The 19,049-nt window shown below is 65.2% G+C and carries 12 protein-coding genes; 7 read left to right on the top strand and 5 right to left on the bottom strand.

What is annotated here, in order from left to right; genetic code table 11:
* Window positions 1-148: 148 nt before the first annotated feature.
* The 5 genes from QCE73_RS28710 to QCE73_RS28690 form a co-directional block, all read right to left on the bottom strand.
* Entirely contained in the window at window positions 149-2,878 is a 2,730-nt protein-coding gene (locus QCE73_RS28710; RefSeq protein WP_309884594.1) for a molybdopterin-dependent oxidoreductase, read from the bottom strand.
* 660 nt (window positions 2,879-3,538) lie between these two features.
* Entirely contained in the window at window positions 3,539-4,801 is a 1,263-nt protein-coding gene (locus QCE73_RS28705; protein WP_309884593.1) for an FAD-dependent oxidoreductase, read from the bottom strand.
* On the bottom strand, window positions 4,798-5,142 hold the full coding sequence (gene nirD / locus QCE73_RS28700) for a nitrite reductase small subunit NirD (protein WP_035509869.1): 345 nt from the start codon (window positions 5,140-5,142) through the stop codon (window positions 4,798-4,800). The genes QCE73_RS28705 and nirD overlap by 4 nt, the downstream gene beginning before the upstream one ends.
* 17 nt (window positions 5,143-5,159) lie before the next feature.
* The gene (gene nirB, locus QCE73_RS28695; RefSeq protein ID WP_309884592.1) at window positions 5,160-7,700 is read right to left on the bottom strand and encodes a nitrite reductase large subunit NirB; all 2,541 of its coding nucleotides are present in this window, start codon (window positions 7,698-7,700) and stop codon (window positions 5,160-5,162) included.
* A gap of 11 nt (window positions 7,701-7,711) precedes the next feature.
* Entirely contained in the window at window positions 7,712-9,037 is a 1,326-nt protein-coding gene (locus QCE73_RS28690; RefSeq protein ID WP_035509868.1) for an MFS transporter, read from the bottom strand.
* A 602-nt stretch (window positions 9,038-9,639) separates the two neighbouring features.
* Between QCE73_RS28690 and cobA the strand changes: the two genes are divergently transcribed.
* The 7 genes from cobA (at window position 9,640) to QCE73_RS28655 (ending at window position 18,981) form a co-directional block, all read left to right on the top strand.
* Window positions 9,640-10,407 (top strand): uroporphyrinogen-III C-methyltransferase, encoded by a 768-nt coding sequence (gene cobA / locus QCE73_RS28685; RefSeq protein WP_035509822.1) that lies wholly within the window; start codon window positions 9,640-9,642, stop codon window positions 10,405-10,407.
* A gap of 93 nt (window positions 10,408-10,500) precedes the next feature.
* Complete coding sequence (locus QCE73_RS28680; RefSeq protein WP_035509819.1) at window positions 10,501-11,073, top strand: ANTAR domain-containing response regulator; 573 nt, start codon at window positions 10,501-10,503, stop codon at window positions 11,071-11,073.
* Between the two features lie 13 nt (window positions 11,074-11,086).
* The gene (locus QCE73_RS28675) at window positions 11,087-12,217 is read left to right on the top strand and encodes a CmpA/NrtA family ABC transporter substrate-binding protein (protein ID WP_309884591.1); all 1,131 of its coding nucleotides are present in this window, start codon (window positions 11,087-11,089) and stop codon (window positions 12,215-12,217) included.
* A gap of 729 nt (window positions 12,218-12,946) precedes the next feature.
* On the top strand, window positions 12,947-13,432 hold the full coding sequence (locus tag QCE73_RS28670) for an adenosine-specific kinase (protein WP_187606465.1): 486 nt from the start codon (window positions 12,947-12,949) through the stop codon (window positions 13,430-13,432).
* A 303-nt stretch (window positions 13,433-13,735) separates the two neighbouring features.
* Window positions 13,736-14,311: a DUF2760 domain-containing protein gene (locus tag QCE73_RS28665; protein WP_309884590.1), complete on the top strand. Its 576-nt coding sequence runs from the start codon at window positions 13,736-13,738 to the stop codon at window positions 14,309-14,311.
* Window positions 14,308-16,194 carry an Hsp70 family protein gene (locus QCE73_RS28660; protein ID WP_309884589.1) on the top strand — a complete coding sequence of 629 codons (1,887 nt, stop codon included), beginning with the start codon at window positions 14,308-14,310 and terminating at the stop codon, window positions 16,192-16,194. The genes QCE73_RS28665 and QCE73_RS28660 overlap by 4 nt, the downstream gene beginning before the upstream one ends.
* The gene (locus QCE73_RS28655; protein WP_309884588.1) at window positions 16,195-18,981 is read left to right on the top strand and encodes an Hsp70 family protein; all 2,787 of its coding nucleotides are present in this window, start codon (window positions 16,195-16,197) and stop codon (window positions 18,979-18,981) included.
* Window positions 18,982-19,049: the final 68 nt, after the last annotated feature.

Raw genomic sequence — 19,049 nt, 5'->3', positions numbered from 1 at the left:
TGGTCCACCCCTCATTCGAGCAGGACGACACCCCGGAAACGCCCTGTTTCCGGGGGTCTCCGAGGGTTCACCCGGATAGTGCCAGGGTTCCTGGACGAAAAAAAAGCGGGCGACATGCGCCCGCGTTCGTAAGGTACACGCGCGAAAGTCAGACCGTGCTCAGGCGCGCCATTTCCGTCTCGACGATGAGCTTCTTCAGTTCCGGCACGCAGGAACCGCAGTTGCCGCCCGCCTTCACGCACGACGTAACTTCCGCGGCGGTTTTCAGTCCCTTGTCGCGAATCGCATTGCAGATCGTATTGCGTCCGACGCCGAAGCACGAGCACACGGTTGGTCCCGTATCCTCGCCCTTGCCGATAGGCTGGCCGAGCAGAAGACTCGCGCGGTCTTCGTCGTCGAGCCGGTCCTTTTCGAAGAGCGTTGCAAGCCATGCGCGCGCGGGCAGATCGGGCCGCTCGGAGATGAACACGCAACTCTCGATGCGTTCATCCACCACATGCGCCGCGCGATACACGCCCGCGCTCTTGTCCTCGTATTCGATCCAGTCCGCATGCCGATCGTCGATATGAAAGAGCGCACGCGCCCAGTCGTGATGATCGCCATGCGACGTATCGAAGCGATTGCGTCCCGCCATCTCGTAGCGCATGTGATGTGCGCCGTGCACGCGCGTCCAATGCGTGACCATGTCGAGATCGGGCGCGGCGCGCGACAGCGAAAAGCCGTGCCACGTGACGTGAAATTTCTCGATCGCGACCGGCGTGTGCTTGAACTCCGGCTCGCCCGAAACGGGATCGACGACGGGATTGACCACCGCACCGACGCGCGCATCCGAGGCGACCTGATCGTTCCAGTGAATCGGCACGAACACGCTGCCGCGCGGCATGCCGCCACCGTGTTGCACGCGCGCGATCATGGACCCCCAGCGGCTCGACACGCGCGCCAGTTCGCCTTCGCGCACGCCGCATGCGAGCGCGTCTTGCGGATGCATGTCGATGAACGATTCGCTGATGTGTCCCGCGAGCTTCGCGGAGCGGCCGGTGCGTGTCATCGTGTGCCATTGATCGCGCACGCGGCCGGTGTTGAGCACGAGCGGATAGTCTTCATCGGGCGCGTTGACGGGATCGCGCGGCGCTGTCGGGACGAAGCGCGCGCGGCCGTCCGCGTAGCTGAAGCGGCGCGTTTCGAAGAGCCTCGCGGCGCTGCCTTCCTGCACGGAACGCAGCGGCCATTGCGTCGGCTGCAACGCGTCGTATTGCGCGCGATCGAGGCCCGTCAGACCGCCGATGTCGAACGCGCGGTGCACGCCCGTCGACGCATCGTTGCGATACGCCGAGAGCCTCGCGTGCTCGTCGAAGATCTCATGCGGACCCGCGAAGCCGAAGCCTTCGAAGCCCATGCGCGTTGCGACGTCGCAGATGATGCGCCAGTCCGCGCGCGCGTTGCCCGGCGCCGGAATGAACGCGCGTTGGCGCGAGATGCGCCGCTCCGAGTTCGTCACGGTGCCATCCTTCTCGCCCCAGCCGAGCGCGGGCAGCAGCACATCGGCGAATGCGTTGGTATCGGTCTTTTCGATGATGTCCGAGCTCACCACGAGTTCGCACTTTTCGAGCGCCCGCTTCACGCGATCGCCATCGGGCAGGCTCACGACCGGATTGGTGCCCATCACCCACACCGCTTTCACGCGGCCGGATTCGATTGCATCGAACAATTCGACGGCTTTCAATCCCGCGCGCTCTGCAATCGCGGGCGAATTCCAGAACGTCTGCACGATCTCGCCGTGCAACGGATCGCCGAACTCGAGATGCGCGGCGAGCGTATTCGCGAGGCCGCCGACTTCGCGGCCGCCCATCGCGTTGGGCTGGCCGGTGAAAGAGAACGGCCCCATGCCCGGCTTGCCGATGCGCCCCGTCGCCAGATGACAGTTGATGATGCCGTTGACCTTGTCGGTGCCCGCGCTCGACTGATTCACGCCTTGCGAATAGACGGTCACCACGCGCTCCGTGCGTGCGAACAGTCGATAGAACGCCATCAGATCGTGCTGATCGAGCTTGCAGTCCTTCGCGGTTTGCGCGAGATCGGCGGGTCCTGCGGCGGCGAGCGCGGCCTCGAAGCCGTGGGTATGCGCATCGACGAAGGCGGCATCGGTCGCGCCGTGTTCCGCGAGGAATGCGAGCAGACCGTTGAAGAGTCGCACATCGCTGCCGGGCTTGAGCGGCAGATGCAGATCGGCCATTTCGCAGGTAGCGGTATAGCGTGGATCGATCACGACGATCTTCATTTCCGGCCGTTTCTCCTTCATCTTCACGATGCGCTGAAAGAGAATCGGATGGCACCATGCCGTGTTCGAGCCGACCAGCACGACGAGATCGGCGAGTTCGAGGTCCTCGTAGTTCATGGGCACGAGGTCTTCGCCGAATGCGCGCTTGTGCCCCGCTACCGATGAAGACATGCACAGCCGCGAATTCGTATCGATGTTCGCGCTGCCGATGTAGCCCTTCATCAGTTTGTTGGCGACGTAGTAGTCCTCGGTGAGCAACTGACCCGATACATAGAACGCGACCGCATCCGGACCATGCTCGGCGATGATGCGCGCGAAGCCGCTCGCGACGGTGCCGAGGGCATCGTCCCATGAGATGTCGGAGAGCGATCCGGTGTGTCTGTCGCGCAGCTTCGGTGTGAGTAGGCGTCCTTCTAGTCCGACCGTCTCGCCGAGGGCCGAGCCCTTCACGCACAGGCGGCCGAAGTTCGACGGATGCGATTCATCGCCGGCGATCGTTACTTCGGTCGCGCTCTTCGGCGACGCTTGCACGCCGCAACCGACGCCGCAATATGGGCATGTCGTTTTGACAGACGCGGGTTCTATCGGGATGATGGTCATGTTCTGCGTCTCTCTTGGTTGGCTATCCGGGGTTTTTTTGCCGGATCCCGTGTTCGTGTCGGTCTATTAGCACTGCCCCTGTGCGGGGCGGCAGTCACTTTCTTTGCTGCTGCAAAGAAAGTAACCAAAGAAACAGCTATCCCCAGCCTAAGCACTTCACGCCGGCCGCGGCACAGGCGATTGGCCTAATGGCCCGGCTGTAGCGAGTGCCCTCGAAGGTCTCGCGGGGCTTGGACCGCGCACGGTGTGACTCATCGCACCACATAACAAACTGGTTCAGCACCAAATAGGTCCGACCCGCTTCGCGGCCGACCGGTCAATCGGGTGCGCGTGTGCTTCTACTTCGGTTTCCCTCGCATACCCAACGGCAGCGCGTAGCGCTGTGCCGATGCTCTTTCGTGCTGAACCAGCGCCCTAAAACTTCTAGCTCGTCAGACCGTGCGCGAGCCAAGCCCGGTTGGTCCTTTGGGGGCGACACTTAGGCGAGGGCCACCGCGGGCTGGCAAGCATGGCCAAACTGCGTGTGACCGCGGGCTTAAACGAGCTGCTTTCTTTGGTTACTTTCTTTGCAGCAGCAAAGAAAGTGACTGCCGCCCCGCACAGGGGCAGTGCTAATAGACCACAAAGAAAACGGGATCCGGCGACAAACCCTGAAACGCTCTACTCCGCTTCACAAAGAACCCTGCCAAAAAGAAGCTTGCCCCGCAGATGCGATACATCGACGCGGTTCTGAATCAGATCGAAGTACCACCCACCGTCCTTCACATCGCCATAAAGCACTGCACCGATCAAACGCCCCGCTTGCAACACGAGACGCTTGTACACGCCACGCCGCGGATCGCGCAGCACGAGATCCTCACTATCGTCGCCACCGATGAAATCGCCAGCCGAATACAAATCGACGCCCGTCACCTTCAGCTTGGTCGCAGTCGCGCGCTGCACATACCGTCGATGCCCCGCCCCCGCGAGATGCGCGCCCGCCACGCGCGCCTGATCCCAGATCGGCGCAACGAGACCAAAGGTCGCCGAACGATGCTGCACGCATTCGCCCACCGCATAAACGCGCGGATCGAAAGTCTGCAAGGTGTCGTCGACGACAATCGCGCGCTCGCAATGCAGACCGGCCTCTTTTGCAAGCGCGATGTTGGGCCGCACGCCCGCCGTCATCACGACGAGGTCCGCGTCGATCTGCGTGCCGTCCGCAAAACGCACCGCACGCACGCGTTCCTCGCCGACGATTTCAGTGGTCTGCGCAGCCATCGCGAAACGCAGGCCCTTCGCTTCGAGCGAACGCCTGAGCAACGCGGATGCGGTCGCATCGAGCTGACGATCCATCAGGCTCTCGCCCGCATGCACCACCGTCACCGACATGCCCTGCCGCTGCAATCCGTTCGCCGCTTCGAGCCCGAGCAGGCCGCCGCCGATAATCACCGCATGACGATGATCGCGCGCCGCTTCGAGCATCGTTTCGACATCCTGAATGTCCCGAAACGCGATCACGCCGGGAAGATCGCAGCCAGGCACGGGAATGATGAAAGGCTTCGAACCGGTCGCGATCAGCAGGCGGTCGTAACGCACTTCGACGCCCTTCTGCGAACGCACGATGCGCCGCGCGCGATCGATCCCGACGACCGCATCGCCCGCATGCAGCGTGATGCCGTTCGCGTCGTACCATTCGCGCGTGTTGAGAATGATGTCGTCGACGGACTTCTCGCCCGCGAGCACCGGCGACAACAGAATGCGGTTGTAATTGCCGTAAGGCTCGGCGCCGAACACGGTGATGTCGTACAGTCCGGGCGCGATCTTCAGCAGCTCCTCGACCGTGCGCATCCCCGCCATGCCGTTGCCGATGACGACGAGCCGCTGGCGCGGCGCGCTATCGCGCAACGACGCCATGCCCGCAACCGCATATTCGGTCTTCATGCCGCGACCCACACCTTGCCGCCCGCGACCTTCACGCGATATGCGCTGACCGATAGCTCCGGCGTTTCAAGGCATTCGCCGGTGCGCAGATCGAAGTGCTGCTTGTAGATCGGCGATGCGACGACGATGCGCTCGCCCAGACTCCCGACAATCCCGCGCGAGAGCACCGCGGCCTGCGAATGCGGATCGTAGTTGTCGATCGCGTACAGCGTCGACTCTTCGCCCGCGAGATGAAACACCGCGACCTGCGTGCCCTTCACGAGCGCACAGACGCCTGTATCGGGCACGATGTCGTCGAGTTCACAAACGGCGGTCCAGTCCTGTTCGATGCGGTCGTTCATGATCATTTCTCCAGGGTTCAGACGGTTTCGACTACGACGGGAATATCGTTCAACTTCGACTTGCGCTCTTCGACCGTCGCGGGACGGATCTGGCCGCGCTCTTCCACGAAGGTCACGTTCGCATCGCCCTGTTCGCTGTTGACGAAGTGACGGAAGCGCTTGCGCGTGTTCGGGTCCGTGACGGCCTTCTTCCACTCGTCCTCGTAGGTATCGACGACGAGTTGCATCTCCGCTTCGAGTTCGTCGGCGATATCGAGCTTGTCGTTGATGACCACGTCGATCAGATAATCGAGGCCGCCTTCGAGGTTGTCGCGCCACACGCTCGTGCGTTGCAGGCGATCCGCCGTGCGCACGTAGAACATCAGGAAGCGGTCGATATAGCGCACGAGCGTGTCGTGATCGAGATCGGACGCGATGAGTTCGGCGTGACGCGGCTTCATGCCGCCGTTGCCGCAGACATAGAGGTTCCAGCCCTTTTCCGTCGCGATCACGCCGACGTCCTTGCCTTGCGCCTCGGCGCATTCACGCGTGCAGCCCGATACGCCGAACTTGATCTTGTGCGGCGTGCGCAGGCCCTTGTAACGGTTCTCCAGTTCGATCGCGAGACCGACAGAATCGCCGACGCCATAGCGGCACCACGTCGAGCCGACGCACGACTTCACCGTGCGCAGCGCCTTGCCGTATGCATGGCCCGATTCGAAGCCCGCAGCGATCAGCTCTTCCCAGATGAACGGCAATTGCTCGACGCGCGCGCCGAACATGTCGACACGCTGGCCGCCCGTGATCTTCGTATAGAGACCGTACTTCTTCGCGACCTGCCCGACCGCGATCAGACCATCGGGCGTCACTTCGCCGCCCGCCATGCGCGGCACGACGCTATACGTGCCATCGCGCTGAATGTTCGCGAGGTAGTAATCGTTCGAATCCTGCAGGCTCGCGTGCTCCTTCTTCAGCACGAACTCGTTCCAGCACGACGCGAGAATGCTCGCGACCGCCGGCTTGCAGATATCGCAGCCGCGCCCTTTGCCGTGTTTCGCGAGCAGCGAGCCGAACGTGCGATGCCCTTCCACGCGCGCGATGTGATAAAGCTCCTGACGCGAATACGGGAAATGCTCGCAAAGATGATTGCTCACGGCGAGACCTTGCCGCTTCATCTCCGACTTCATCACCTGCGTGACGAGCGGCACGCAGCCGCCGCACGACGCGCCTGCCTTGCACGACGCTTTGATCGCGCCGATGCTCGTCGCGCCCGCGCAGACCGCCGCACAGATTTCCGCCTTGCTCACGTTGTTGCACGAACAGATCTGCGCGCCATCGGGCAATGCCTCGACGCCGAGCGCGGGCTTCGCCTTGCCATCGCTCGACGGCAGGATCAGAAACTCGGGCGCTTCGGGGAGCTCGATCCTGTTGAGCATCATCTGCAGGAGCGTGCCGTATTCGGTGGCATCGCCGACCATCACGCCGCCCAGCAGAAACTTGCCGCAGTCGGACACGACGATCTTCTTGTAGACCTGCTTGCGCTCGTCGCTGTACTGATACGTGCGGCTGCCGGGCGTCTTGCCGTGCGCATCGCCGATGCTCGCGACATCGACACCCATCAGCTTGAGCTTCGTGCTCATGTCCGCGCCCGCGAACGCGGCTTCCTCGCCGATGATCTGTTTCGCGACGATGCGCGCCATGTCGTAACCGGGCGCGACCAGGCCGAACAACTGGCCTTGCCACAACGCACATTCACCGATGGCGAAGATATCGGCGTCGCTCGTGCGGCAGGCGTCGTCGATCACGATGCCGCCACGCGCGCCGATCGTGAGACCCGCGGCGCGTGCGATGTCGTCGCGCGGACGAATGCCCGCGGAGAACACGATCATGTCGGTGTCGAGATGCGTTTCATCGGCGAAATTCATGCGATTCGCGGTGCCCTCGCCCTCGACGATCGCGAGCGTGTTCTTGCCCGTATGAACCGTGACGCCGAGTTCCTCGATCTTCGCGCGCAAGACGCGGCCGCCGCCGTCATCGACCTGCACGGCCATCAAACGCGGCGCGAATTCGATCACATGCGTTTCGAGTCCCATGTCGCGCAACGCCTTCGCTGCTTCGAGACCGAGCAGACCGCCGCCGACCACCGTGCCCGTTTTTGAGCGCGCGCCGAACGACTGCATCGCTTCGAGATCCTCGATCGTGCGATACACGAAGCAGCCGTCGCGATCCCGGCCCTCGACCGGCGGCACGAACGGGTATGAACCGGTCGCGAGCACGAGCTTGTCGTACGGCAGCACTTCGCCGGTCGAAGCCGTGACCGTACGCGCCGTGCGATCGATGGCGACCGCGCGCGCATTCAGCTTCAGCGCATAGCCGGAGCGCTCGAAAAAGCCTGCTTCGACGAGCGAAAGATCGTCCGCGCTCTTGCCCGTAAAAAATTCGGTCAGATGCACGCGGTCATATGCGGCGCGCGGTTCTTCGCACAGCACCGTCACGTGCAGCGCTTCATTGCCGCTCTCGGCGAGACATTCGAGGAACTTGTGGCCGACCATGCCGTGGCCGATGACGACGATTTTCATGACGGGCCTTCTCAGTTTGCAATGACGTTGTTGGCTGCGAGCGCGCTTTCGCGCAACGCCGCTTCGCGTGCCTTGTGTTCGGGCGAGAAGCGCACCGCGAGCGCGCACAGCGCCGTGCCCGCGACGACCACGCCGAGCATCGAGAGCGTCGCCTGGGCGTTGCCGAGCCCTTTCATCAGGAAGCCCGCCGCGACCGCGCCGACGTTGCCGCCCGCGCCGATCACGCCGGCCACGCCACCCAGCGCGCGGCGATCGATGAACGGCACGAGCGCGTAAGTCGCGCCGCACGCCATGTGCGTGAAGAGACCGAAGACGAGCATCGAAACGATCGCGAGCACGACGCTCGGCGCATGGGCGAATGCATAGAGACCGATGCCTTCGCCTGCGATCAGTGCGAACAGCAAGGTCGCGCGGATATCGAGGCCTTTCTTCGCGGCGGCTTTATCGGAGAGCCAGCCGCCGAGCGCGCGGGCGAAGAGCGCGAGCAGGCCGAAGCTGCCCGCCGCCATGCCTGCCTGGCCGAGCGTGAGATCGAAATGATCGACGTAGTAGATCGCCGCCATGTTGTGGATGAACACTTCCACGCCGAAGCACGCGCCATAGGTCACGAACAACATCCACACGCGATAGTTCGAGCATGCGGTGACGAAGCTCTGCCAGCCGCCCTTCTTGCCGCCGTCGATGGCGATGCCCGCGCGGCGCAGCGTCGCGAAATCGCCTTGCGGGCAGTCCTGCGTGTAGCGCCAGTAAAAGAAGGCCATCACCGGCATCGCGATGCCCGGCACGATCAGCGCGACGCGCCATGCCGATGCTTCGCCGGTGCCGAGCGCGATCGCGGCCGCGACGAAGAGCGGAATGATCGCCTGCGCCGCGCCCGCGCCTGCATTGCCCCAGCCTGCCGTCGTCGCGTTCGCGGTGCCGACGACGTTCGGCGCGAACATCACCGACGTGTGGTACTGCGTGATGACGAAGCTCGCGCCGATCGCGCCGATCGCAAGACGGCACCACAGGAAGCTGTCGTAGCCCGTCGAGAACGCCGCGCCGAGCACCGGCACCGATCCCGCGAGCAACAGCGCGCTATACACCTTGCGCGGCCCGAAACGATCGCACATCGGACCGACGACGAGGCGCACCAGAATCGTCACGGCCACGGCCGCGATGTTGATATTGGCGACCTGATCGGCGGTGAGACCATACTCGCGCTTGATGAGCGGCATCAGCGGCGCGCATGCGAACCACGCGAAGAAGCACACGAAGAACGCCATCCATGTGAGATGGAAGGCGCGCATCGGCGCGCTGCGCATGCTGAAGAGATCGATCCGGGTGGCTTTGTCCATCGTCTTTCCGCAAAAAAAGAAAGGCGTCCCGCGCATTCGACCGGGAAGCCGATGCGGGGGACGCCGTTGTCCGAAGCCCGCACGTATTCACCTGCCGGGCGCTGTATTCAGGACGGATCGCCGTTGATCCGATGGCGAAACATAAGGCAAGGGCTGTGCCATGCGCGCGGCATCGGCCTGAAAGCCTTGCTGCGTATGGCTTTGCAGAACCCATGCACTGCCAGGGCGCACGCACTGCACGACATGTTTCGATGCAGACGGGCACAGGGATGGTGCGACGCAGCACCGGTGACGTGCGCAGTCGTGCACGAATCTTTGTACCAACCGGTTCACTCGGACGAAGCACGATCGCGCCGAAGCGGTGCCGCGTCTGGCGAAACGCGCACAAGCACTGTGCGGCGAGCGCGGGCCTGTGCCTATTTCATGCAATGGCGCGCTTATTGCATTGAGAAAGGCACTGCGGGCAACGGCGTTCGCGGCATCTCGAATCGGAAGAGCAAGGACAAAGGCGTCCCTTCGTGCAGCGACACGAGCGGACGCTATCGGCGTTTGCCGCGCCGATGCGACTCATATACGCACGTTCGCAGAACAGGTAAGCAACGATGAGCACCATCAAAGGCAAAGTCACTCTCTTAAGCGCAGGCCCCGGCGATCTCGACCTGCTCACCCTGCGCGCCGCGAAGGCGCTCGCCGCAGCCGACATCCTGCTCGTCGACGATCTGGCCAACGCCGATATCGTCACGCTCGCGCCGCATGCGCGCGTGATTCGCGTCGGCAAGCGCGGCGGCTGCAAGTCGACGCCGCAAGCGTTCATTCAGCGCCTCATGCAGCGTTATGCGAAAAAGGGATTGCATGTGGTGCGCGTGAAAGGCGGCGATGCACTGCTCTTTGGCCGCGCCGGCGAAGAGATCGCCGCATTGCGTGAAGCGCATATTGCGGTCGATATCGTCAATGGTGTGTCATCCGGTTTCGCAGCGGCGGCGGGACTCGGCATCTCGCTCACGCATCGCGATCATTGCCAGGGCGTGACCTTCATCACCGCGCACATGCAGGATCACAGTCAGCCCGACTGGGCCGCGCTCGCCGCCACAGGCACCACGCTCGCGATCTATATGGGCATGAGCCGCATCGCGAGTCTCACGGCATCGTTGCTCGACGTGCTGAGCGCGAGCACGCCCGCCGCAGTTGTCCAGAACGCGGGATCGTCGCAAGAGAAGCGGCTCGTCACGACGCTCGACCGTCTCGCCGAAGAAGCCACGGCAGCCGGTCTCGGCAGTCCGGCGGTGATTCTCATCGGCGGTGCGATTGGAGAAGCGGCTGAATTCACGGCGCATGCAGCAAGCGCCGAAGGCCTGGCCCATGCCGCGTGAAGCAGGTTCTCAAAAGGCAGGCGGCGCGCTACAGTCGTTGATGTCGTATCAGCCGCCGTTGCCGTTCTTCGCATGAGCTCTTCCGCTGCCCGCATGCTGCGCGTTCTTCTCGTCACCGACACCGACAAGCCCATCGGCGATTTGCGCGAGCAACTCGCACGCATGGGCTATGACATGCTCGCCGAGGTCGCCGCGCCGTCGGCGTTGCACCGGGCCGTCGAGAGCCAGAAGCCCGATGTCGTGATCATCGATACCGAATCGCCCTCGCGCGATACGCTCGAACAGCTCGCCGTGATGAACAAGGCCGCGCCGCGTCCCGTGTTGATGTTCAGCAACGACGCGGATCAGCAATTCATCCGCGCGGCGGTCGGCGCGGGCGTCACCGCATATTCCGTCGAAGGGCTCGCGCCCGAGCGGCTCGCGCCGATCATCGAAGTCGCGCTCGCGCGTTTCGCGCATGAAGCGCAGTTGCGCCAGCGTCTCGCGAAAGTCGAGGACGAACTGGAGCAGCGCAAGGTCATCGACCGCGCGAAGCGTCTCCTGATGGACAAGCGCGGCATGTCCGAAAACGATGCCTACGCGGCACTCCGCAAGCGCGCGATGGATCAGGGCGTGAAGGTCGCGGAGATCGCGCGTCAACTGATTGCGCTGTCCGATCTGTTCTAGCGCCACCGAACCTATGAACTCCCCCGACACGACTTCTCCCGCGCCCGAACGCACGCATCTGCGGCTCGGCTTCGTTGCTCTTTCCGATGCCGCGCCGCTCGCCGTTGCGGCATTGCGCGAACTCGGCGCACGGCACGGCATCACGATCGAGCTGTGCCGTCAGCCGTCGTGGGCCGCCGTGCGCGACAAGCTGCTTTCCGGCGAGATCGACGCCGCGCACGCGCTCTACGGGCTCGTGTATGGCGTGCAACTGGGCATCGGCGGGCCGCAGGCGGACATGGCGGTGCTGATGGTCCTCAATCGCAACGGTCAGGCGATCACGCTGTCGCGCCCGCTCGCCGATGCGATTGGCGGCGGCGCGAGCGTGAAGGACGCGTTGGGATCGCTCGGGCGTCCGCCTGTCATCGCGCAGACGTTTCCGACCGGCACGCACGCGATGTGGCTCTACTACTGGCTCGCGGCGCACGGCGTGCATCCGTTGCGCGATGTTCAGAGCATCGTGATTCCGCCGCCGCGCATGGCCGATGCGCTCGTCGAGGGCGCGCTCGACGGCTTCTGCGCGGGCGAGCCGTGGCATGCGGTGGCCGAGGCCGGCGGCGCGGGCAAAACGGTCGCGTACACGAGCGAGATCTGGCCGGATCATCCGGAGAAGGTGCTCGCGTGCCGGCGCGATTTCGCGGCGCTCTATCCGGCGACGGCGCGCGCGCTGGTGCGCACGATGCTCGATGCGTGCGCGTGGCTCGATGCGGGCGAGCATCGTTCGGAGATCGCGGAGGCGCTGGCGTCGGAGAGACTGCTCGGCGTGCCGCGCGCGCTGATCGAGCCGCGCCTTGCCGCAGCGAACGGCGGGGATGCGCGCGCGCTGCCGGTGCGTTTCTTCGATGGCGGCGCGGTGAACTATCCGCGCGTTTCGGATGGCGTGTGGTTCATCACGCAGTATCGGCGCTGGGGTATGCTCGATGCCGATATCGACGATGGAGGCATCGCGGCGAGCGTCAATCAGACCGCGCTTTATCGCGACGCGGCGCGGGGGGCGGGTATTGCCCTGCCTGACGAGCGGCGCTCGGCCACTTTTTGCGATGGTCGCGTATGGGATGGTAGTGATGCGGTGGGGTATCTTACGGGGTTTGAAATGCGCGCTTAGGGGGTGGTCGCGATTTTTTTTCGCCGGATCCCGTGTTCGCGTCGGTCTGTTAGCACTGCCCCTGTGCGGGGCGGCAGTCACTTTCTTTGCTGCTGCAAAGAAAGTAACCAAAGAAACAGCTTTCCCCAGCCTAAGCACTTCACACCGGCCGCGGCACAGGCGATTGGCCTAATGGCCCGGCTGTAGCGAGTGCCCTCGAAGGTCTCGCGGGGCTTGGACCGCGCACGGTCTGACACCTCGCGCCGCTCGCGTCACTGGTTCAGCACCAAATAGCTCCGGCCCGCTTCGCGGCCGATGGGTCAATCGGGTGCGCGTGGGCTTCTTCTTCGGTTTCCCTCGCATACCCAACGGCAGCGCGTAGCGCTGTGCCGAAGCTCTTTGGTGCTGAACCAGCACGCCAAAACATTTGGTGTGGCAGACCGTGCGCGAGCCAAGCCCGGTAAGTCCTTTGGGGGCGACACTTAGGCGAGGGCCACCGCGGGCTGGCAAGCATGGCCAAACTGCGTGTGACCGCGGGCGGTGAGAAGCTGCTTTCTTTGGTCACTTTCTTTGCAGCAGCAAAGAAAGTGACTGCCGCCCCGCACAGGGGCAGTGCTAATAGACCAACACGAACACGGGATCCGGCGAAAAAAGCCTCCCCCCAACCCTCATCCCAACAAACCAGCGTTCCTTATCGAACGCCCCCAAAGCACCTACCATGGAATCTCCAGCGCGCACCGGAGACGCCCCATGGAACTGCTCGCCATCGCCATCGACAAGCCCGAGGACACCAACTTCATCCTCGGCCAGTCGCACTTCATCAAAACGGTCGAGGATCTGCACGAGGCGCTCGTCGGCGCGGTGCCGGGCATCCGCTTCGGGCTCGCGTTCTGCGAGGCATCGGGCAAGCGTCTCGTGCGCACATCGGGTACGGACGACAGTCTCGTCGAAATGGCCGCGCGCAATGCGCAGAACATCGGCGCGGGGCACAGTTTCATCATCGTGCTCGGCGATGGCTTCTTTCCCGTGAACGTGCTCAATACCGTCAAAACCGTGCCGGAGGTCTGCCGCATTTTCTGCGCGACCGCCAATCCGACGCAGGTGCTCGTCGCGCAGACGGATCAGGGACGCGGGATCGTCGGCGTGGTGGATGGCCTGCCGCCGCTCGGCGTCGAAACCGACGAGGACGTGAAGTGGCGCCACGACCTGCTGCGCAAGATCGGCTACAAGGCCTGAATCGCCCCCGAAGGCCCGCCGCGCCTTGACTTGACAGCGCAAATCGCGAGAATGTGGCCCGCCGCCGCGCGCCTCGCCCGCGCTTTTTTCCGGCCGGGGCGCGACATCATGGAAAATACGGGGATACGGTATAAACGCCGTTAGCGCTTTTCATGCTTTTCCGCGCTTTCGCGAACGACGCGGCCCGATCGCCGCGCGCACCGGCAGCATCCCGGCATCACCCCCGCCTACACGGCACCGAACACCGGCCACCCGCGCCGCCCGAGGATAGGGTCGTCCTCGCGCGGCCAACAGGAGCATCACATGACCGACATGAATCCAGGCTTTTTCGGCAGGTTAGGCATTGCCTTCGGCGTCTTCTTCGGCGTTCTGGGCAACGCAGCATTCGCGGGCCGCGTGCAGCGCCTGCGCGAAGCACCCGAAGCGCCCGATTTCACGGCAGAAGCGCCCAAGCCCGCCGCCGCACCCGTTCAACCCGCGCCGTCCGCGCTGAAAGAATCCAGTCCCGTCGCCGCGCTGCAACTGCTCGGCCTTCTGCAACGCGATGCGCGCTTCATCGATTTCGTTGAAGAGGACATCGCCAATTACAGCGACGGCGATATCGGCGCGGCCGCCCGTCTCGTGCACGACGGCTGCCGCACGGTGCTGCGCGAACACTTCACGATCAAGCCCGTGCGCACAGAAGCCGAAGGCAGCCGCGTCACGCTGCAGGAAGGTTTCGATGCGGCCGCCGTGCGTCTGACCGGCAATGTCGTCGGCAAGCCGCCCTTCAGCGGCCAGGTGAGCCATCGCGGCTGGAAGGTCGAAGACACGCGCCTGCCCAAGCTCGCGCCGTCCCATGATGCAAGCATCGTCGCGCCGGCGGAGGTGGAACTGTGAGCGATATCGACAGCAACGAAAATCAGGCGCGCTATTCGATCGGCATCGATCTCGGCACGACGCATTGCGCGCTCTCCTACGTCGACATGAGCGCGAGCGACGGCGAAAAGACCGCGCAGGGCGTGCTTTCGATCCCGCAACTGACCGCGCCCGGCGCCGCCGAAGAGCGCGATCTGCTGCCCTCTTTCCTCTATCTGCCGCACGAGAACGAGCTCGCGCCCGGCGATCTCACGCTGCCGTGGACGCAGGAGCGCACGTTCATCGTCGGCGAACTGGCGCGAAGCCGTGGCGCGGGCACGCCGATCCGCCTCGTCTCCAGCGCGAAAAGCTGGCTGTGCCATCCGGGCGTCGATCGCCGCGCGGCGATCCTTCCGTCCGATGCGCCCGAGGAAGTCGAGCGCGTGTCGCCGCTGGAAAGCTCGGTGCGCTATCTGACGCACTTGCGCGAAGCGTGGAATCACGCGCACCCCGAGGCGCCGTTCGATCAGCAGGACGTCACCGTGACGATTCCCGCGTCCTTCGATCCCGCCGCGCGCGAACTCACCGCCGAAGCCGCCAGCGCCGCCGGCTATTCGCGCATGACGCTGCTCGAAGAGCCGCAGGCCGCGCTCTATAGCTGGATTCAGAAGTCCACCGGCGGCTGGCGCAAGCAAGTCAAGGTGGGCGATGTGATTCTCGTCGTCGATGTCGGCGGCGGCACGACCGACCTCTCGCTGATCGCGGTCGTCGAGCGCGAGGGCAATCTCGAACTGCATCGCGTCGCGGTCGGCGAACACATCCTGCTCGGCGGCGACAACATGGACCTCGCGCTCGCGCACACGGTCGCGCGCAAGCTCGCGGCGCAAGGCACGCAGCCCGATCCGTGGCAATTGCGCGCCCTCACCTACGCGTGCCGCGCGGCAAAGGAAACGCTGCTCTCCGATCCGACCGCCGAAGCCGTCCCGCTCGTCGTGCCGAGCCGCGGCTCGAAGCTGATCGGCGGGTCGCTGCGCACCGAACTCACGCGCGCTGAACTCACGCAGATCCTGCTCGAAGGATTTTTCCCGCAAGTCGATGCATCGGCGCGGCCCGTTTCGCGTGCGCGCGTCGGTCTCACGCAGCTCGGTCTGCCCTACGCGCAGGACGCCGCCGTCACGCGCCATCTCGCCGCGTTCCTCGGCCGGCAGGTCAACGCGCTCGCCGAGATCGAAGGCTTGCAGCATGAAACGCCGCAAGGCGCGACGCTGCTGCATCCGACCGTCGTGCTCTTCAACGGCGGCGTGTTCAAGTCGCCGCTGCTCGTCGAACGCGTGATGACGACGCTGAATTCATGGCTCGCCGCCGAAAACGCACCTGCCGCGCGTCTGCTCGAAGGCGCCGACCTCGATCTCGCGGTCGCGCGCGGCGCGGCCTATTACGGCTACGTGCGGCACGGCCGTGGCGTACGCATCCGTGGCGGCACGGCGCGCGCGTACTACGTCGCGGTCGAATCGGCGATGCCGGCCGTGCCCGGACTGGAGCCGCCCGTGCAGGCGCTGTGCGTCGCGCCGTTCGGCATGGAAGAAGGCACCGACGCCGAGTTGCCCGCGCAGGAATTCGGGCTCGTGGTCGGGGAGCCGGTGCATTTCCGCTTCTTCGGCTCGTCGGTGCGCCGGCAGGATCAGGTCGGCACGCTGCTCGAATACTGGCAGCCGGACGAGTTGCAGGAACTCGAAGAGATCGAGGCATCGCTGCCGCCGGAAGGCCGCACGCCGGGCGAAGTCGTGCCCGTCAAGCTGCATGCGCGCGTGACCGAAGCGGGCACGCTCGAACTCGAAGCGATTCCGCGCGGTTCGTCCGAGCGCTGGAAGGTCGAGTTCGACGTGCGTGGCGGCGTCAGCGCGGATCAGGGCATGGGACTGTAAGTGTCCGCGCGCAAGAAAAAGGTCTCGGGCGCGCGGTACAGCGTCGGCATCGATCTGGGGACGAGCAATACGGTGGTCGCGTATGCGCCGGCCGGATCGAACGATATCCGCGTGTTCGAGATCGAGCAGTTGGTTGGCGCCGGCGAAGTCGCGGCGCGGCCGCTCTTGCCTTCGCTGCGCTATCACTTCGCGCCCGGCGAGCTCAAATCCGCCGATCTGCAACTGCCGTGGGGCGAGATGGAAGCGCCCGCCGTCATCGGCGCATTCGCGAGGAAGCTCGGCGCGCAGGTGCCCGGACGGCTCGTGTCGAGCGCGAAGAGCTGGTTGTCGCATGCGGCGGTCGATCGCCTCGCGCCCATTCTCCCGTGGGGCGCGGGCGACGACGTCGAAAAAATCTCGCCCGTGATCGCCAGCGCGAGCTATCTGGCGCACGTGCACGCGGCGTGGAACGAGCGCTTTCCCGACGCGCCGCTCGACGCGCAAGACGTGGTGCTGACCGTCCCGGCTTCGTTCGATGAAGGCGCGCGCGCCCTCACGCTCGAAGCGGCGCGCATGGCGGGGCTCGAATCGCTGCGGCTGCTCGAAGAACCGCAGGCCGCGTTCTACGACTGGCTGTTTCATCATCGCGAAACGCTCGCCGGCGAACTCGCCGATACGCGGCTCGTGATGATCGTCGATGTCGGCGGCGGCACGACCGACCTCACGCTCATCCAGGTCGCGATGGAAAACGGCGAGCCGGTGCTCACGCGCATCGGCGTGGGTAACCATCTGATGCTCGGCGGCGACAACATGGACCTCGCGCTCGCGCATCTCGTCGAGCGGCGTCTCGCGGGCGGCGATGCGCGTCTGTCCGCCGGGCGTCTCTCGCAACTGGTCGAGCGCTGCCGCGCCGCGAAGGAGCAGTTGCTCGGCGCAAATGCGCCTGATTCCACGTCGATCACGCTGCTCGGCGCGGGCGCGAAGCTCATCGGCGGCGCGCGTTCGGCGGAAGTCACGCGCGACGAGATCGAGCAGATCATCGTCGAAGGCTTCTTTCCGAAGGTGTCCGCGAGCGATCGACCCGGTCGGTCACGCGGCGGCATCGTGGAATTCGGGCTGCCGTATGCGAGCGATCCGGCCATCACGCGGCATATCGCGGCCTTTCTCGGCCAGCACGCGGGCGAGGCGCGCAAGGCGCTCGGCGCGAGCGCCGACACGATCGCCATCCCGGACACCTTGCTGCTGAACGGCGGCGTGTTTCGCGCCGAGCCGCTCGCGCGCCGCGTCGCCGATACGCTTTCCGGCTGGCGCGGCGAAGCGGTCAACGTGCTCGCGAACGGCGATCCCGATGTCGCGGTCGCGCGCGGCGCGGTCGCCTATGCGCTCGCGCGCGCGGGCCATGCGCCGAAGATCGGCGGCGGTTCGGCGCGCAGCTTCTTCCTGCTGCTCGAAGACGACGCCAACGCGATGCGCGGCGTCTGCGTCCTGCCGCGCGGCACGGAGGAAGGCCAGCCGATCCATCTCGCCGACCGGACCTTCGCGCTCACGCTCGGCGCGCCGGTGCGCTTTCACCTGGCGTCGTCGGTGGCCGAGACGGCTTACGAGGCGGGAGCGCTCGCGGACCTCGCGGCCGCATCGGGCGATTTCGTGCGCCTGCCGCCGGTCGCGACAGTCATCGATCCGCGCGCCGCGGACCACGGCCGGGCGCGCGAAACGCCGGTCCAGTTGACGACATCGCTCACGGAAGTCGGCACGCTGGAGATGCACTGCACGGCCGTCGACGATCCCGCGAAACGCTGGCTCCTCGAATTCCAGTTGCGCCGCGAAGCGCCCCAAAGCGACGACGCCGCGAGCGAATCGCATCCGGCGCTGCCCAAAGCCATCGAACTGATCGACCGCACCTTCGGCGCGAAGTCGCACGACATCGGCCCGAAGGAAGTCAAACGCCTGCGCGCGCAGCTCGAACAGACGCTCGGCGCGCGCGACACGTGGGACATCGCGCTCTTGCGCGAGCTCTTCGGCGCGTTGTTCGAGCGCGCGAAGAAGCGCCGCCGCAGCGCCGATCACGAGCGTCTGTGGCTCAATCTCACGGGCTACTGCATGCGGCCGGGCTTCGGGCATCCGCTCGACGAATGGCGCGTCGAGCAGTTGTGGACGCTCTTCGATCAGGGCATCCAGTACAGCAACGAAAGCCAGATCTGGTCCGAATGGTGGACGCTGTGGCGCCGCGCCGCCGGCGGACTTCCCGAAGCGGCGCAGTTGCGGCTGCTCGACGACATGGCCTTCGTGCTTCAGCCGCCGGGAACCAGCCGCTATCGCAAGGCGGCTGGCGCGGCGCGCGCGGGCTATGAGGACATGGTGCGGCTCGCGGCGTCGCTGGAGCGCGTGCCGGTCGAGCGCAAGGTCGAGGCCGGCGAGTGGCTGCTCACGCGCCTCAAAAAGCCTTCGGAGAACGTGCAGAGCTGGTGGGCGCTGGGCCGCATCGGTGCGCGTGCGCCTTTCTACGGCAGTGCGCACGGCGTCGTGCCGCCGGAGGTCGCCGTCATCTGGCTCGATGCGATCCTCGCGCTCGACTGGAAGAAGATCGATCCCGCCGCGTTCGCCGCCGTGCAGATCGCGCGCATGACCGGCGACCGCTCGCGCGATCTGCCCGACGAGGCGCGCGCGGCCGTCGTGCAACGCCTCGAAGCGATGGGCGCGGCGCAGGCGTGGATCGCGATGGTCCGCGAGACCGTCGAACTCGATCGCGCGGACGAAGGCCGCGTCTTCGGCGAAACGCTGCCTGCGGGGCTGAAGCTCATCCGTTGAGCATCGCAAGCGCGGCGCATCGGCGTCGAAATGCTTCGTCCTCAGAAGTTTTTTCGCCGATGCGTTGC

The sequence above is a fragment of the Caballeronia sp. LZ029 genome (genome assembly GCF_031451275.1).
In the GTDB taxonomy this organism is placed as follows: Bacteria; Pseudomonadota; Gammaproteobacteria; order Burkholderiales; family Burkholderiaceae; genus Caballeronia; species Caballeronia jiangsuensis.
This window is presented reverse-complemented; position numbering and strand designations above follow the sequence as displayed.

Coding starts and splice junctions, on each gene's coding strand:
- QCE73_RS28710 (WP_309884594.1), bottom strand. CDS start 2,878: ATGACCATCATCCCGATAGAACCCGCGTCTGTCAAAACGACATGCCCA.
- QCE73_RS28705 (WP_309884593.1), bottom strand. CDS start 4,801: ATGAAGACCGAATATGCGGTTGCGGGCATGGCGTCGTTGCGCGATAGC.
- nirD (WP_035509869.1), bottom strand. CDS start 5,142: ATGAACGACCGCATCGAACAGGACTGGACCGCCGTTTGTGAACTCGAC.
- nirB (WP_309884592.1), bottom strand. CDS start 7,700: ATGAAAATCGTCGTCATCGGCCACGGCATGGTCGGCCACAAGTTCCTC.
- QCE73_RS28690 (WP_035509868.1), bottom strand. CDS start 9,037: ATGGACAAAGCCACCCGGATCGATCTCTTCAGCATGCGCAGCGCGCCG.
- cobA (WP_035509822.1), top strand. CDS start 9,640: ATGAGCACCATCAAAGGCAAAGTCACTCTCTTAAGCGCAGGCCCCGGC.
- QCE73_RS28680 (WP_035509819.1), top strand. CDS start 10,501: ATGCTGCGCGTTCTTCTCGTCACCGACACCGACAAGCCCATCGGCGAT.
- QCE73_RS28675 (WP_309884591.1), top strand. CDS start 11,087: ATGAACTCCCCCGACACGACTTCTCCCGCGCCCGAACGCACGCATCTG.
- QCE73_RS28670 (WP_187606465.1), top strand. CDS start 12,947: ATGGAACTGCTCGCCATCGCCATCGACAAGCCCGAGGACACCAACTTC.
- QCE73_RS28665 (WP_309884590.1), top strand. CDS start 13,736: ATGACCGACATGAATCCAGGCTTTTTCGGCAGGTTAGGCATTGCCTTC.